The organism is Dyella sp. SYSU CM1112, assembly GCF_058216415.1.
In genome coordinates this window covers 425,665-440,179 of sequence record NZ_JBZEGI010000001.1, presented here as the reverse complement: position 1 = coordinate 440,179, position 14,515 = coordinate 425,665, and the positions used below count along the sequence as shown (strand labels likewise).

Annotated in this window: 15 protein-coding genes, 1 tRNA gene and 1 other RNA gene; 4 read left to right on the top strand and 13 right to left on the bottom strand. The window is 59.7% G+C overall.

Features of this window, described 5'->3' with window-relative positions:
* Window positions 1-3 precede the first annotated feature (3 nt).
* Genes AC4HNJ_RS02210 through AC4HNJ_RS02200 form a run of 3 tightly spaced genes read left to right on the top strand, consistent with a single transcriptional unit; the run spans window position 4 to window position 3,559 of the window.
* On the top strand, window positions 4-951 hold the full coding sequence (locus AC4HNJ_RS02210) for a DUF58 domain-containing protein (protein WP_490477879.1): 948 nt from the start codon (window positions 4-6) through the stop codon (window positions 949-951).
* Complete coding sequence (locus AC4HNJ_RS02205; protein ID WP_490477878.1) at window positions 948-2,918, top strand: transglutaminase TgpA family protein; 1,971 nt, start codon at window positions 948-950, stop codon at window positions 2,916-2,918. The genes AC4HNJ_RS02210 and AC4HNJ_RS02205 overlap by 4 nt, the downstream gene beginning before the upstream one ends.
* Before the next feature lie 50 nt (window positions 2,919-2,968).
* Window positions 2,969-3,559 carry a Slp family lipoprotein gene (locus AC4HNJ_RS02200; RefSeq protein ID WP_490477877.1) on the top strand — a complete coding sequence of 197 codons (591 nt, stop codon included), beginning with the start codon at window positions 2,969-2,971 and terminating at the stop codon, window positions 3,557-3,559.
* Window positions 3,560-3,631: 72 nt separating this feature from the next.
* Here AC4HNJ_RS02200 and AC4HNJ_RS02195 read toward each other — a convergent pair whose 3' ends face one another.
* The 8 genes from AC4HNJ_RS02195 to AC4HNJ_RS02160 form a co-directional block, all read right to left on the bottom strand.
* Window positions 3,632-3,976 (bottom strand): histidine triad nucleotide-binding protein, encoded by a 345-nt coding sequence (locus AC4HNJ_RS02195; protein ID WP_490477876.1) that lies wholly within the window; start codon window positions 3,974-3,976, stop codon window positions 3,632-3,634.
* Between the two features lie 24 nt (window positions 3,977-4,000).
* Window positions 4,001-4,600 (bottom strand): recombination mediator RecR, encoded by a 600-nt coding sequence (recR, locus tag AC4HNJ_RS02190; RefSeq protein WP_490477875.1) that lies wholly within the window; start codon window positions 4,598-4,600, stop codon window positions 4,001-4,003.
* Between the two features lie 121 nt (window positions 4,601-4,721).
* The gene (locus tag AC4HNJ_RS02185) at window positions 4,722-5,045 is read right to left on the bottom strand and encodes a YbaB/EbfC family nucleoid-associated protein (RefSeq protein ID WP_490477874.1); all 324 of its coding nucleotides are present in this window, start codon (window positions 5,043-5,045) and stop codon (window positions 4,722-4,724) included.
* 16 nt (window positions 5,046-5,061) lie between these two features.
* Entirely contained in the window at window positions 5,062-6,762 is a 1,701-nt protein-coding gene (dnaX, locus tag AC4HNJ_RS02180) for a DNA polymerase III subunit gamma/tau (RefSeq protein WP_490477873.1), read from the bottom strand.
* 86 nt (window positions 6,763-6,848) lie between these two features.
* Window positions 6,849-6,945: signal recognition particle sRNA small type (gene ffs / locus AC4HNJ_RS02175), an RNA gene on the bottom strand.
* Window positions 6,946-7,017: 72 nt separating this feature from the next.
* Window positions 7,018-7,110: transfer RNA gene (locus tag AC4HNJ_RS02170), tRNA-Ser, on the bottom strand.
* Between the two features lie 286 nt (window positions 7,111-7,396).
* The gene (locus AC4HNJ_RS02165) at window positions 7,397-8,155 is read right to left on the bottom strand and encodes an MBL fold metallo-hydrolase (protein ID WP_490478091.1); all 759 of its coding nucleotides are present in this window, start codon (window positions 8,153-8,155) and stop codon (window positions 7,397-7,399) included.
* Between the two features lie 13 nt (window positions 8,156-8,168).
* The gene (locus AC4HNJ_RS02160; RefSeq protein ID WP_490477872.1) at window positions 8,169-8,894 is read right to left on the bottom strand and encodes a 3-deoxy-D-manno-octulosonic acid kinase; all 726 of its coding nucleotides are present in this window, start codon (window positions 8,892-8,894) and stop codon (window positions 8,169-8,171) included.
* 45 nt (window positions 8,895-8,939) lie between these two features.
* Between AC4HNJ_RS02160 and AC4HNJ_RS02155 the strand changes: the two genes are divergently transcribed.
* Window positions 8,940-9,983, top strand: a complete 1,044-nt coding sequence (locus AC4HNJ_RS02155; protein WP_490477871.1) for a glycosyltransferase family 9 protein — start codon at window positions 8,940-8,942, stop codon at window positions 9,981-9,983.
* Between the two features lie 25 nt (window positions 9,984-10,008).
* Here AC4HNJ_RS02155 and AC4HNJ_RS02150 read toward each other — a convergent pair whose 3' ends face one another.
* The 5 genes from AC4HNJ_RS02150 to AC4HNJ_RS02130 all read right to left on the bottom strand — a co-directional run bounded on the left by AC4HNJ_RS02150 (window position 10,009) and on the right by AC4HNJ_RS02130 (window position 14,335).
* Window positions 10,009-10,407 carry a DUF6165 family protein gene (locus AC4HNJ_RS02150; protein WP_490477870.1) on the bottom strand — a complete coding sequence of 133 codons (399 nt, stop codon included), beginning with the start codon at window positions 10,405-10,407 and terminating at the stop codon, window positions 10,009-10,011.
* Window positions 10,408-10,475: 68 nt separating this feature from the next.
* On the bottom strand, window positions 10,476-11,456 hold the full coding sequence (gene lpxK, locus AC4HNJ_RS02145; protein ID WP_490477869.1) for a tetraacyldisaccharide 4'-kinase: 981 nt from the start codon (window positions 11,454-11,456) through the stop codon (window positions 10,476-10,478).
* 4 nt (window positions 11,457-11,460) lie between these two features.
* Entirely contained in the window at window positions 11,461-13,251 is a 1,791-nt protein-coding gene (msbA, locus tag AC4HNJ_RS02140; RefSeq protein ID WP_490477868.1) for a lipid A export permease/ATP-binding protein MsbA, read from the bottom strand.
* Window positions 13,248-13,679 (bottom strand): ExbD/TolR family protein, encoded by a 432-nt coding sequence (locus tag AC4HNJ_RS02135; RefSeq protein WP_490477867.1) that lies wholly within the window; start codon window positions 13,677-13,679, stop codon window positions 13,248-13,250. Before AC4HNJ_RS02135 ends, msbA begins: the two co-directional genes overlap by 4 nt.
* An 8-nt stretch (window positions 13,680-13,687) precedes the next feature.
* Window positions 13,688-14,335 carry a MotA/TolQ/ExbB proton channel family protein gene (locus AC4HNJ_RS02130; protein ID WP_490478090.1) on the bottom strand — a complete coding sequence of 216 codons (648 nt, stop codon included), beginning with the start codon at window positions 14,333-14,335 and terminating at the stop codon, window positions 13,688-13,690.
* Between the last annotated feature and the right edge of the window lie 180 nt (window positions 14,336-14,515).

The window sequence follows — 14,515 nt, the reverse complement described above, 5'->3', positions numbered from 1 at the left end:
TCGATGCATGCACGGTTCCAGCGCCTGCAACAATGGGCCGAAGGGCGGCTACCCGCACTGACGCGTCACCGTCGGCTGGAAGAATTGCCCGTCGAGTTGCATCAGCGACGCATCTACATCGTGCCGACGGGCTTTGGTATGGGATTTACGCTGCTCTTGCTGGTGATGATGATCGGCAGCCTGAATTACTCGAATAATGCGGCGCTGTTGCTCACCTGCCTGCTGGGCGCGTCGACATCCATAAGCATGCTGGTGACCTTCCGCACGTTGAACGGGTTACGTATACGTGGCCTGCGCGCAGGCCATGCCACGGCGGGCCAACCTATCGATATCACCTTCGATGTCGAGGCGAGAAGCCTGCGCCAAGCTGTCCGACTCGACGTCGCCGATACGACCCATGCATTCGACGTCAGCGGCCGTACAGACGTCACGGCAAGCCTTCCCACCGAGCAGCGCGGCTGGCTGCCATTACCTCGCATTCGAATCTGGACGACCTGGCCGATGGGCTTGTTCCGTGCCTGGAGCTGGATGCACCCGCGACAGGCCGTATTGGTATGGCCCCGACCGGAACTCTCCGGCCCCAGTCCGTCCTCGCCCATCGAAGACAACCGCCGGCAGCGCCTGCACCTCGGCGAGAACCTGGCCGCCTTGCGCGACTACCGCAGCGGCGACTCGATGCGTCACGTTGCGTGGAAGGCCAGCGCCCGCCATGAAAATCTACTGGTGAAAGACTACGAACAACCTGAAGCCAGGCAGGAATGGCAGCTGGATTGGCGGCATTTGCGTGGGCTCGATAACGAGGCACGCATCAGCCGGCTGGCCCGCTGGGTGACCGAAGCGCAAGCACAAGGTCGCCAATGGAGTCTTTGGCTGCCCAACGAAATCATCGGCGTCGGTGGGGGTCCTTCTCACTACGCACGCTGCATGAGTGCTTTGGCGTTATTGCCATGATGGCGTTTGGACGAGCGCCCAAACGCCCCTTCGAGCGACTGAGCGGTCGCACATTCGACTGGATGTGCTTGACGGCAGCGCTCGTGATTGTCGTCCACATATCTCACTTCCCGCCTTGGTTGAGCGCCGCGTTGATCGCGGCACTGGGACTGCGTTGGTGGCAGCGAACTTACCGCCCTGCGCGCGTGCCGGCATGGTTGAAAATTCCCGCGCTGCTCATCCTGGTCGCAACCGTCATCCTCGATTACGGAACTGTATTTGGACGGCAGCCCGGTTCGGCGCTCGCTGCGGGCTTGCTGGTACTGAAGCTGTCCGAGAGCGAATCGCCGCGCGATGCCCGCGTCGCCGCAGCGTTTTCCTGTTTTCTGCTGATGGCGGCGCTTTTGTTTGGACAAAGCATGACGGCCACATTGCTGGTCGCGCTGGGATTATTGCCGGCGCTGACCACTTGGCGCTCGCTGGAGCCCACGCAAGCATCGCCAACGCTACCGCGTCAGCTGCTTCCAGCATTGCGACTACTGCTCATCTCCATTCCGCTGGCGCTTACCGCCTTCGTACTCGTGCCGCGGCTGAGTTCGCCACTGTGGGGAACGTCCAATCAAGCGGCGGCCAAAACTGGCCTCAGCGACCACATGTCGCCAAGCGACTTCACGGAGTTGCTTACCGACGACAGCGCCGCCATGCGCGTCAGCTTCGATGGTCCTGCTCCATCGCCGCAGTTTCGCTACTTTCGTGCTTATGTTTTATGGGATTACGACGGCAAAGACTGGTCGCGCGGGGCGCCGCAGCCGGGCAAATCGATTCCCATCTACCCAAGCGATGTCGTCCACTACCACATCAGTCTCGAACCCACGCATCAGCGCATACTTCCCGCTCTCGATGTGCCGCTGCAGCCAGCCCCTCAATCACGCCTGCATACGGATGGGGAATTGTTTGCCGATAAACCGGTGGACGGCGTGCAGGATTATGCGCTGAGCTCCGCCTTGCGCTACCGGTTCCAACCCGAACTGGACGCCGCCACGCGTCTGCGTGCGCTGCAACTTCCCGATGGTTTTGATCCGCGTGCCCATGCGCTCGCCGAGCAGTGGCGCCGGCAATTTGGCCACAACGACGAAGCCATTATCCGCGCAACGCTCCGTATGTTTCATGACGACGGCTTCAGTTACACGCTGCTTCCGGCGCCGCTCGGCCGCAACGCCGTCGATGATTTCTTGTTCAACACGCGCGAAGGTTTTTGCGAACATTACGCCTCCGCCTTCACTGTGCTGATGCGTGCGGCGGGCATTCCCGCTCGCGTGGTCACGGGCTATCAAGGCGGTTTCTGGAATGCCATGGGTCGATACCTGCTCGTGCGCAATTCCGATGCCCATGCATGGAGCGAGGTATGGCTGGCAGGCCGTGGCTGGGTCCGCATCGATCCCACTGCAGCGGCAAGGCCTCAGCGGATCAGTCTTGGGGCGGCCAGCGCAGCAGGCAACCAGCTGCCCTGGTACGAATCGGGGGTGCTGGAATCCATGCGCAATCATTGGGACATCGTCAACCGATGGTGGAACCAAAGCGTTATCGGCTTTGACGCGTTGCGCCAACGCGGGTTGCTCACCCCTTTCGGTATTCGTGAAGTGGATACCTGGATGTTGGAAAAGCTACTCGCAGCCAGCATTGCGGCATTCGGCATAGCAGGCCTGACGTGGGCGCTATGGCGTCGACAGGAAGATGACGCCATCCTTGCTGCGATGCGAGTGCTGGAGCGCAAGCTGGCGCGTGCAGGGATCGCTCGCGGACACAGCGAAGGACCGAGAAATTATCTTCGCCGTGCGATTCGCGCACTACCCGCGCAACGTGCGGAACTGGACCACTTGATGAGGTGCTATATCGACTTGCGCTATGCCACTCTCGAACCATCCCCTGAATCTTTGCGCGGCTTCCGGCGCGCGGTACGGAATTTCCACCCGCAACGCATGGTCTAATGACGGCGCAAGGATGTAGCATGCATCCGCCCTTGATGGAGAAAAACACCATGTCTCCCCTCTTACGATTTCTAAGTCTCGCAGCGGCCTCTGCCCTGTTGGCCGCATGCGCCACAGTGCCGCAGCCGTTGCAAGGCAACTTCGCCACCGTCACCACGCTGAGTGCCCAGCAGGGCGGCGCCAACGGCACGCAGGTGCGTTGGGGTGGCAACATCATCAGCACGGAGCCTGGACAGCAGTCGACCTGCTTCTATGTGCTTGGACGTCCGCTCGACAGTCAAGCACGTCCGATCGAAAACGGCGCTAACAGCCAAGGTCGCTTCGTCGCCTGTCGTGCAGGCTTCTATGACCCGGAAGTTTTCAAGCCCGGTCGTGAGATCACCGTCGCTGGTACGATCCAGGGTATCGTGACGCGCAAAGTGGGCGATTACGACTATGCCTACCCGCGCGTGGAAGCCAATGTGATCTATCTGTGGCCGAAGCGCCCACTGATGGTGAATTACCCCTACGGGCCAGGTTGGTACGACCCATTCTGGGGACCGTACTGGGGTGGTCCCTATTGGGGCGGCTGGGGTGGTTGGGGTTGGGGTGGCGGTTGGTACGCGCCAGCTCCGGTCATCATAGTCCGCCGCCATCGCTAATCGAGCAAATGCTCAGAAAAACGCCGGCCATGGGCCGGCGTTTTTTTATGGGTTAAGGACATAGTCCGAGACTTAACCCGGTGGCCAAGTCATGCGCCGACCGGCAAGCAAATGAACATGGAGATGGAATACCGTCTGTCCGCCATGCTCGTTGCAATTGACTACGACGCGATAACCCTCCTTGTCGAAGCCCTCTTGCTTGGCGTAATCGGCGGCAGCCAGCACCAGTTTGCCAATCAACTCAGCATCCGCCGGCGTGGCGTCATTCAACGTCGCCAGCGCCTGCTTGGGTACAAACAGCACATGCACCGGCGCCTGCGGATTGAGATCGCGAAACGCTAATACCTCATCCGTCTCATAGACGATATCCGCTGGAATCTCGCGGCGGACAATCTTGCCGAAGATGGTGTCACCCATGTGTTTTCTCCGTCATTAGGCTGATCATTCCACGGATTGTCGGCTGCCGAAGGCATGCGCCAGAGTGCCACGATCCACGTATTCCAGTTCCCCGCCCAAAGGCACGCCATGCGCCAATCGCGTTGGACGAATGCCAGCAGCACGTGCTAATTGCGCCAGATAGTGCGCCGTCGCCTCACCCTCCACCGTGGGATTGGTGGCGAGTATCAGCTCCTCGACCTCACCTTCCGCCAGCCGCTCCGCCAGTAATCCCAGACCCAGTTCTTCCGGCCCGAGACCATCCAACGGAGATAGGCGTCCCATCAAGACGAAATAGTGCCCGCGGTAACCCGTTGCCTGCTCGATGGCCATCAGATCCGTGGGTGATTCCACCACGCACAGCACGTGCCGATCGCGGCTGGCACTGGCACAAATGGCACACACAGGCGATTCGCTGAAATTACGGCACTGGGTGCAGTGACCGATCTTCTGCATCGCTTCCTGCAGCACCGCGGCAAGCTTCAAGCCACGTTCGCGCTCGCGTTCCAGCAAATGGAAAGCCATGCGTTGCGCGCTCTTACCGCCCACGCCAGGCAAACAGCGCAGCGCCTCGATAAGTTCGTTGAGTAATGGGGAGCCGCTCATGATGTTCTTTTACTCCCTCCTCTTTTGGAGAGGTGGGATGAGGATTCAAAGCCCGCTTCGAAATACAACGCGAAAGAGATCCCAAACCCAACACACTCTCCAAGGAAGAGAGAACATATCGTCAAAACGGCATCTTGAACCCAGGCGGCAGATTCAAGCCCGATGTAACACCACCCAGCTTGTTCTTGCTCGCCTCAGCGACTTTGTTGACGGCATCGTTGACGGCGGCCGCCACCAAATCCTCGGCCATCTCCGGATCATCGGCAAACAGCTTGCGATCAATCTGCACGCGCCGTACCTCGTGCGCGCCGCTCATGACCACGCTGACCAGACCACCACCTGCGCTGCCAGTCACCTCAAGCTTGGCGATTTCTTCCTGCGCACGCTTCATGTCTTCCTGCATGCGCTGTGCCTGCTGCATCAGCTGGCCTAATTGTCCTCTCATGACATCTGCTCCCGAATCAGGATTCAATAGGTTTGATGGATTGCGGCACCACGCGCGCACCAAATTCTCGCTTCAACGCCTGCACCAGCGGATCACCTTCGATAGAAGCTTCCGCTGCGGACTGCGCCTCGTTTCGTGCCACCGCAGCACGTGCTGCAGGTGTATGAGTAGCGCCATGGCTATCGCCGATAAACCGCAGCTTGACCGTCTCGCCCATGGCTTCGCTGAGGCGATCGGCCATCTGCCCTACCATGGGTTCTACGGCAAGATGCATATGTGCAGGTTGCAAGGCGAGCACCAGAGTTTGTCCTTCTTTGCCATGGAGCGCACAATTTTGCGCCAACTGGCCGAGCGGACCGCGCAAGTCAGCGCGCTGAATCAGTGCCTCCCAATCAGGAAGCCCGTTCGCTGCAACGACAGGTCGCATGGATGGCGTGGAGGATACGACAGGTTGAACAGCAGCAACCGTCTCTCGCGTCGGTGGAGATGATGGTGGCGGAAACGACGGCGCTGCATTGGATCGCACATTCGTATGCGCCGGCGTCGAAGAAGGCGAAGCGGCGGCCGGCGCACGCTGCTGAGGCGTCGTAGCCGTACGTTGACCGCCGGCAGGCTGTGATGGCACCTCACTATCTGGACGAAATGCCAGCATGCGCAGCATGGCCATTTCAAATCCGGTACGGGTATCGGGAGCCAGCGCCAAGTCACGGCGACCGGCAGTGGCGATCTGGTAATAAAGCTGGACGTCCTCGACCGCCAGCCGCTCGGCCAGATCCGTCCATGTCGCATCGCTGCTTTCATGGCTTTCGGGTTGATAGCCAGGCACCAATTGGATCAGCTGGACGCGATGCAGGACAGTGGCAAGATCGTCCAGCACGCTCCCGAAATCCGGAGAGAAAGATGCAATTCGCGCACACTCAGCCATCAAGCCTTGCCCATCGCCCGCCGCCAAAGCATCGAGCAAGCCAAGCACCTGACCTCTCTCGACGCTTCCCAGCATTGCCCTGACCTCATCGGCCCGCAACGAGCCACCGCCATAGGCAATCGCCTGATCCAGCAAAGACAGACCGTCGCGCAATGAGCCGTCCGCGGCACGCGCCAGTTCCAAAATGGCCGGATCCTCGTATTCGATGTGCTCGGCACCAAGGATATGGCGCATCTGGCCAGCGATCTGATCCGGTAGCAAGCGCTTCAGGTTGAAGCGCAAGCAGCGCGACAACACCGTAACCGGCAGTTTCTGCGGATCGGTGGTGGCGAGCAGAAATTTCACGTGCGGCGGTGGCTCTTCCAACGTCTTCAGCAAGGCGTTGAAAGCCGGCTTGGAAAGCATGTGCACCTCGTCCACGAGATACACCTTGAAGCGTCCGCGTGCGGGTGCGTATTGTGCGTTTTCGATCACCTCCCGCACATCGTCCACACCGGTGTTGCTGGCGGCGTCGATTTCCAGGAGGTCGACAAAACGGCCGGCATCGACAGCGGTGCATACCGCACATTCGCCGCAAGGATCGGCCGACTCGCCGCGTTCGCAATTCAACGATTTGGCGAAGATGCGTGCGATGGTGGTCTTGCCGACGCCGCGTGTGCCGGTGAACAGATAGGCATGGTGCATGCGGCCGCTATCCAGCGCGTTGGTGAGCGCGCGCACAACATGCTCCTGACCAACGAGTTCAGCGAATTTACGGGGACGCCACTTACGCGCGAGTACCTGATAAGACATGCCGGGCTACCTTGGGGCAAGACCTGATTGTGCCAAGTCAGGACATGTCATGCGAGGACATCGGAAAAACGTCTGAAAGGCGGCGGCCCCGCCAGCCACACCCCGGCACCCGAATCATCCGCTACCGTTGCTTCCTTCCGGACCTGGCGGGGTTTGCGAACTATCGTCGCGGGGGGACCGACGGGGCCACCATAAGGTGGGCATCGAGGCCCTGAAAACTGGCGCTTTACTTTGAAGCCAGTCTTTAGTGAATGCTGGCGGAGAGGGCGGGATTCGAACCCGCGATACGGGGATAAGCCGTATACACACTTTCCAGGCGTGCTCCTTCAACCACTCGGACACCTCTCCGCACGCAAAAACTCAATTGTCACTCCAACCACCGGGCGGGATTGTTCGGCCCATCCTAGGCCTCACCCCTCGCTATCGCTCGGGGCCAGCCTGCGGCTGTCCAAATTCGTTCCAGACGAATTTGTCGAACCCGCGATACGGGGGTAAGCCGTATACACACTTTCCAGGCGTGCTCCTTCAACCACTCGGACATCTCTCCGCACGCGGCAAAACCGCTTTGCCGTCATAGGGACCGGCAAAGAAGCGGAAGCATAGCGGCTGAACTGGACTCAGACAAGATAGCCCCTCAACCGGCATTCGCTCGCGGAGGGAGTGGCATGGACACTCGCACGCGCTCACCACTACGTGCGACGCGATAGCCACGCGTTGCAAGCGCAGCACCGTCGCTCGCGCTGCCGTAGTGATAAAGCACGAGACGCGCACGCAAGCCTTCGTCGTATTCCCGTTCGATATCGTCGATACCCGTGTGCGAAGGATTGCCGACCAAGCCGCAATCGTGGGCGATCAATTCCTGGCCGCCGGCGTAATGCATCAGTGCTTCGGGAACGGGGCGTGTATCCCCGGTGAAGGCAAAGCTGCCATGCAGGGCCAGACCAAACGACGTGTCGGGACGATGATGGCGCGTCGCGAATACGTCGAACCAAAATCCATCCAGCCAGAAACCGCGCGAACAGGGCACCAATCGAAACGCCTCCCAATAATTCACGCCACCTTCTGCCAACACTCCCGGGTAATCAGCAACACGCCGCTGCAGCCAGGGAATCAATGCCGCATGTGCAAACAACCGTGTCTTGCCGCGTAGCACCTCATCGAACCACAGGCGTGTAAACAGTCGCTCCAGTCCCCCAACATGATCCATATGCGTGTGGGTGATGTAGATGTCACGTGGGAGCTCACCGTAAGCAGCGAGATAGCGGTCGAGCGTGTCGGGACCGCAGTCGACCAGCAGTACCGGTTTATCGCCACGCTCTAGCACCACGGAGGAAGAGCCCAGCTCCACCGCATCGGCAGCCCCCGTACCAAGGAAGCGTAAATGCCAATTCATGGAGGTGGGTAGATCAGGCGCCATATGTCCGCTCATAGCCGTACATCAAAGGTGTCCAGATTGTCTGGGTGAAAGCCGCCTCGCCCTGCTTAGCGGCCCCCAATTTGAGCAACGAACGCTGTAGCCGCTGCAAATTGGCCATGCGCCAACGTTGGGCCGGCACACGCATGCGACCGCGATCGAAGTCCAACAGATAAAGACCGGAAGGCGCCACCAGCACGTTATGCGCATTGAGGTCGGCATGCCATACGCCAGCTCGATGAAACCGCCCCACCAGCACGCCCACCGCTTCCGCGAGTTCGGTATCCAACGCGCCATGCGCAAGGGACTCGCTTAGCGTATGTGCGTCGGCAAGACGCCGGGTCAGCAGGTCCGCCCGGTAATACAGGCCCGCGCGTCGATAGCTGGCTGCGACCACCTGTGGCACCGGCAGCTGCAACCGCAACATGGCCTGCAGCAAACGGAATTCCTGAAAGCTGCGCGTCTGATCGGCGCCTGTCCACAGGTAACGATCGCCCATCAGCGCGGCTATCATTCCACCCCTGCGGTAATGCCTCAGCACGCACTCCCCGATCGGTGTCACGATGACAGCCACTCCTCCGCGACCGCCGGATTGACTCGTAAGCGCAGCCTGGCCTCGCCAGTAGTCGGGATCCAACCACTGGCCGTCGACTTGTAGGGACAAGGCGGCGTCGAACAGAATCGCACCCTTGGTCTCTTGGCGCAGTTGCTCGTGCATCGGTGCTGCGGCGGCTCCATCTCGGTTCATCCTCGGCGATTTTACATGTCCACTCCCGCTTCCATCTGCCTGTTGCGCACCTCGGCCATCGGTGACGTTACCCATGTCGTTCCGCTGGTACGCACGCTGCAGCACGCCTGGCCGCAGACGTCGCTGACCTGGGTCGTCGGCAAGCTCGAGCGCAAGCTGGTCGGGGACATCCCCGGCGTTGAATTTGTTACCTTCGATAAAAGCGCTGGCTGGAATGGCATGCGTGCGGTACATGTCGCGCTGCAGGGACGGCGCTTCGACGCCCTGTTGCACATGCAGGTAGCCCTGCGCTCGAACCTTCTGAGCCTGGGTATCAAGGCCCGGCGCCGTATCGGTTATGACCGTGCACGCTCCAAGGACTTGCATGGCCTCGTCATTAACGAGCGCATTCCGGCAAGAACGGGCGAGCATGTCCTGCAGGCCATCGGCAGTTTCTGCGAGCCGCTTGGATTGAAACAGACCGAAGTCCGCTGGGACATCCCCATTCCGGATGAGGCCCATGCATGGGCTGCCCAGCAATGGCCCAACGACAAACCGGTGCTCCTGATAAGCCCCACTTCCAGCCACGCCCTGCGCAACTGGCGTCCCGAGCGCTACGCCGCCGTCATGGATTACGCCGTCAGGCATGGCTGGCGCGCCGTGCTGATCGGCGGTCCATCCTCTGCCGAACGCAACATGGCCGACGCTATCGTAGCTGCTTGCCACCACGTCCCACTCGACCTTACCGGCAAAGACACGCTCAAGAAACTCATGGCGATGTTCTGCCGTGCCCAGCTTCTGCTTACGCCAGACTCCGGGCCCATGCACATGGCCAATACCGTCGGCCTGAAGGTGCTGGGCCTGCATGCCGCGAGCAATCCCGCACGCTCAGGCCCCTATCCGGACCGCCGCTGGTGCGTCGACAAATACGACACCGCTTCGCGTAAATACCTGGGCAAGCCGGCGAGCGAGATTCCGTGGGGCACCAAGATCGAACGACCGGGCGTGATGGATTTGATCGACATCGACGACGTGCTCGAACGTTTCGAAGCCGCGGCCGACGCCATAGGCAAGCATTGAAGCTGTCGCCGTACCGAACAGCCCCTTACTTCTGGCGATAATCCTGATACGACTTTTCCTCGACCAGTTGCGAGCCGAGCTTCAGGTTGATCTCACGCTTCACCGCCGCACGTTCGTCATTCTGGAAATACACCGAGCGAGCCAGTTCAATGAATTCGGCATCGAATGCCTGTGCTTTTTCCTTGAGACGAATACGATCTTCGATGTCCCACAAAGCCTCGTTCACTGCAAACAACCGCGCACGCTCCTTGCCGATATCCGTTTGCGATGCGGGATGATTGGCCCAGGTGGCATTAAGCAGATTGAGCTCGTTGTGTACATTGGCAAGCTTCGCGGCATCGGAAATCTGGCGTGCCTTGATTTCAAGAATGGTGATCTTGTCGATCAATTCGCCGAACGAAACGGGGACCTGGATCAGGCTCATGTAAACCTCGCGCACCGAAGGATGCCGGTCTAGGGAAAATGCTGCCTATGATACCGTGGCACGAACCTTCATGCGTTGACGCTGCGGAGCCGCTCAAGCAAAGCATCATAAAACGTTGCGGGCAACTCAGCCTCGACAGGAACGCTCCACGCATTCGACAGCGCGAAGGCTCGGCACTTTACAGCATCCTTCTCCGTCATCAGTACCGGCAGATCATCATTGAAACTAACATCTGCTCGCGCAAAAGCGTGATGGTCGGGAAACGCATGAGGAATCACATCTATTCCTCGCGCCATGAGACTTGCGAAGAAGCGTTGCGGGTTTCCAATCGCAGCTACCGCATGGACGCGAGTGCCCGAAAGGCTTTCGACAGGTCGCACACACCCATCCGTCAAGGCGCGTACCGTGTCGCCACGCAAATGCATGGGCACTTCATTCGGTTGGGGGGTTCCGCCATTGCAGACTCGGAAATCCACGTCACTTAGCCGTCGCAGTGGTTCTCGCAGAGGACCCGCAGGCAGCAGTTTCGCATTACCGAAACGGCGCTCTCCATCGATCACGCAGATTTCTACATCACGCCCGAGACGATAATGCTGCAAGCCGTCGTCCGCGATGAGCACATCACAACCGTTATCGAGCAACAAATGGGCCGCCGCAGGACGATCACGCGCAATGGCCACAGGCACCCCCGAAGCCCGAATCAAACAGGGTTCATCGCCTACTTCGGCCGGATCAGGTGCGTCGCCAAGCAGCAAAGGGCCACGCTCACGACCGCCATAACCGCGACTTACCACACCAGGGCGATAACCGCGCTCACGCAAGCCATGAACCAAAGCCAATGTCAGCGGCGTTTTCCCCGCGCCTCCCGCAGTGAGGTTACCAACTACAATCACTGGACACGGCAGCCGCTCCGTGCGCAGCCAGCCCCAGCGGTAGAGGGAGCGACGAAAGACCACGATCGCGCCGTAAAGCCCAGCGAGCGGATAACACCACCAAGGCAAACGGTTTTCGCCATACCAGCCCGCCTGGAGCGTCTCGGTCAGCGTCATCGAGTCAGTCAGCGGCGACCGCTGCAGAACGTTCGTTGAACTGCATGCGATGGAGAGCCGCGTAATGGCCATTCAAAGCCATCAGCTGCGCATGCGTGCCGCGCTCGACAATCTTGCCCCGATCCATCACAGCAATCTGATCGGCATGCTCGATGGTGGAAAGACGATGGGCGATCACCAAGGTAGTGCGATCACGCATCAGCCGCTGCAAGGCTTGCTGGATCAGACGTTCGGATTCGGTATCAAGCGCGCTCGTTGCTTCATCCAGCACAAGGATGGGAGCGTTCTTGAGGATGGCGCGCGCGATTGCGATGCGTTGACGCTGCCCGCCGGACAGCATATTGCCGCCCTCGCCGATCTGGCTGCGGATTCCATCGGGCAGATTGCTGATGAACTCCATGGCGTTGGCAGCCACCGCTGCGGCAATGATGTCTTGCTCGCTGGCGCCAGCCAGTTCGCCATAGGCAATGTTCTCAGCCACGGTGCCATCGAACAGCACCACATGCTGTCCCACCCACGCAATCTGCCTGCGTAGCGAGGCCAGTGTGTAACTCTCGTAATCGGCACCATCTAGCAGAATGCGACCACTGGTGGGCTCATTGAAGCGCGGCAGCAAGCTGACCAGGCTGCTCTTGCCACTACCTGAGCGCCCTACCAGCGCCGTCACAGTACCCGGTGCGCAGTGCAGATCCACACCGGACAACGCTTCAAAGGCATTGCGCGAGTAGATCAAACCCACGTGTTCTAAACGAAGATCGCCACGTGTGCGCTCCAGTACCTTTGTACCGTGATCGACCTCTGGCGGCAGGTCGATCACCGCAAACAGGTTTTCCGCAGCCGAGATGCCGGTCTGGATGGTGGACTGCACATTCGACAGGCGCTTGAGCGACGACAGCATGCCCCCCATGGCCGCGAGCACGGAAATAAATACACCGGGAGAAATGCTATTGATCACCGACGGGCGTGAAGCCAGGAACACCATCCCTGCCAGAGCGAACGACGCCACGCTCTGGATCGTTGAACCAGAGATTGCACTGGTCGCCACGATTTTCAGGTTGAGATAGCGCGCACGTCCGGATACTTGCCGGAAACGCTCGGCTGCCTGCTGCTGGCCGGCATAAATACGCACCTCGCGATGCGCTTCCAGCATTTCTTCTACCGTACCGGTCACCGAACCCATCATGCTCTGAATACGGCGACTGATGACGCGGTAACGGCGACTGACCGCTGTGGCGATCAACACGATCGCTGGCACCAGCACCAGCAGCGCGGTGGTCAGATACATGCTCTGATAGACCATCACGACGAACATGCCAATAACCGTCACACCTTCGGTGATCGCCACCTTCAATGCATCGGTTGAAGCGCCTGCGATCTGCTCACTGGTATAAGTGATGCGCGAAATCTGGTGACCCGAGTGTTCCTCTCCAAAATAGGATGCGGGCAAGCGCAGGTAAGCCGCGAACACATCGCGCTGCATGGTTTGTACTATGTTGCGTCCGACATAGCCCATGCCGTAGTTGCTGATAAAAATCGCGATACCGCGCACCAGAAAGATGATGATGATCCAGATCGGCATCCAATGGATGAGATACGGATCCTTCTTCGTCAGCAGGTTATCCATGATCGGCCGCAACTTGCTGGTGAAAAGGGCCAAACTCCCCCCATCCACCGCGAAGCCAAGCATGGAAATCAGCAGCACCAACCAATAGCGACGCGAATAACCCAACAGCCGTTTATAAGCCCGACGGCTTTCCGCATCCCACAACGAGACTTTTTTCTTGCCGTCGCTCATTGCCCGGTCATCGGCTGGGTCGGCGTCGTGGCAATGGAAAGATGAGTGAAGCCGAGCTGCCCCAGCGCATCCATGGCCGTCACCACGTTCTGGTGCGCCGTCATGGCGTCGGCGCGAATACTGACGGTCTGGCTGCGATCATCGCCTGCGACACGTGCGATCGCCGCTTTGAGTGCATCGACGCTTCCACCCATCACCTCATCGCTGCCGACGTAGAAATGCCCCTCGCGATCCACCATGACCGTGATCGCCGGCGGTTGCATGTCACGATCCTCGGCGCTGGCTTGCGGGAGGTTCACCTTCAGGCGGGAGTGCTGCACGAACGTCGTGGTAAGCACAAAAAACATCAATAGCGTCAACAGCACGTCGATCAACGAAACGACGTTGATCTCGAAATCGTCACCCCGGCGGTCATTACCAATACGCATGATCGGACCTAGACGGATGCCTTGTCGCCAGCCGCCGCCGCACGACGCGGACGCGGCACTACCGCCGGCGCGGAAAGCGTCAGATCGTCCAGCAACAATGTGGCCTGCTTCTCCATCTCGACGCAGTAGCCGGCTACTTTCGAACGAAAATAACGATGCAACACATAGGCGGGAATGGCCACGGTCAAACCGGCAGCGGTACAAATCAGCGCCTCGCCGATGCCGCCGGCCATCTTGGTGGGATCAGCCATCCCACCCACCATCACCTGCATGAACATACGGATCAGGCCAATGACAGTTCCGAACAGGCCCAGCAGAGGACCAATCAAAGCGATCGTACCCAACGTGTTGAGGTAGCGTTCCAAACGATGCACAACATGACGCCCGGTGTCTTCGATGCGCTCCTTGATCAGCTCACGCGAGTGATGACGCACCCTCAAGGCAGCTGCCAGCAATTCACCGAGCGGCGAACCATTGGACAATTTTTCCAGATGCGCAGGATCAAGCTGATCGGAACGTGCCCACTCCCGAACTTCCTGAATGAGCCCAGGCGGCAGCACCGAACGGCGCCGCAAAGTCCAGCATCGCTCCAGCACGATCGCCAACGCCACGGCCGAGCAGATCAGAATGGGCGCCATCGCCCAGCCGCCAGCCATCAAAATCTGACCCAAATCACCCACAACAAACTCCCGGCCCTGCCGTCCGCCTGAAGCGGCCATCATAGCAGCGTCGCCATGACATACCGTGGCGAGGGTGGCAATTGGACTGCTCGCGACATGGATGCGACGCGCCCGTGCCGATACTGCCTACCCCCTGGAAAATCGACGCCCCAGCCT

Bases quoted from the DNA above. Each gene is read 5' to 3' on its own strand.
- AC4HNJ_RS02210 (WP_490477879.1), top strand. From the start codon at position 4: ATGCATGCACGGTTCCAGCGCCTGCAACAATGGGCCGAAGGGCGGCTA.
- AC4HNJ_RS02205 (WP_490477878.1), top strand. From the start codon at position 948: ATGATGGCGTTTGGACGAGCGCCCAAACGCCCCTTCGAGCGACTGAGC.
- AC4HNJ_RS02200 (WP_490477877.1), top strand. From the start codon at position 2,969: ATGTCTCCCCTCTTACGATTTCTAAGTCTCGCAGCGGCCTCTGCCCTG.
- AC4HNJ_RS02195 (WP_490477876.1), bottom strand. From the start codon at position 3,976: ATGGGTGACACCATCTTCGGCAAGATTGTCCGCCGCGAGATTCCAGCG.
- recR (WP_490477875.1), bottom strand. From the start codon at position 4,600: ATGAGCGGCTCCCCATTACTCAACGAACTTATCGAGGCGCTGCGCTGT.
- AC4HNJ_RS02185 (WP_490477874.1), bottom strand. From the start codon at position 5,045: ATGAGAGGACAATTAGGCCAGCTGATGCAGCAGGCACAGCGCATGCAG.
- dnaX (WP_490477873.1), bottom strand. From the start codon at position 6,762: ATGTCTTATCAGGTACTCGCGCGTAAGTGGCGTCCCCGTAAATTCGCT.
- AC4HNJ_RS02165 (WP_490478091.1), bottom strand. From the start codon at position 8,155: ATGAATTGGCATTTACGCTTCCTTGGTACGGGGGCTGCCGATGCGGTG.
- AC4HNJ_RS02160 (WP_490477872.1), bottom strand. From the start codon at position 8,894: ATGCACGAGCAACTGCGCCAAGAGACCAAGGGTGCGATTCTGTTCGAC.
- AC4HNJ_RS02155 (WP_490477871.1), top strand. From the start codon at position 8,940: ATGTCCACTCCCGCTTCCATCTGCCTGTTGCGCACCTCGGCCATCGGT.
- AC4HNJ_RS02150 (WP_490477870.1), bottom strand. From the start codon at position 10,407: ATGAGCCTGATCCAGGTCCCCGTTTCGTTCGGCGAATTGATCGACAAG.
- lpxK (WP_490477869.1), bottom strand. From the start codon at position 11,456: ATGACGCTGACCGAGACGCTCCAGGCGGGCTGGTATGGCGAAAACCGT.
- msbA (WP_490477868.1), bottom strand. From the start codon at position 13,251: ATGAGCGACGGCAAGAAAAAAGTCTCGTTGTGGGATGCGGAAAGCCGT.
- AC4HNJ_RS02135 (WP_490477867.1), bottom strand. From the start codon at position 13,679: ATGCGTATTGGTAATGACCGCCGGGGTGACGATTTCGAGATCAACGTC.
- AC4HNJ_RS02130 (WP_490478090.1), bottom strand. From the start codon at position 14,335: ATGGCTGGCGGCTGGGCGATGGCGCCCATTCTGATCTGCTCGGCCGTG.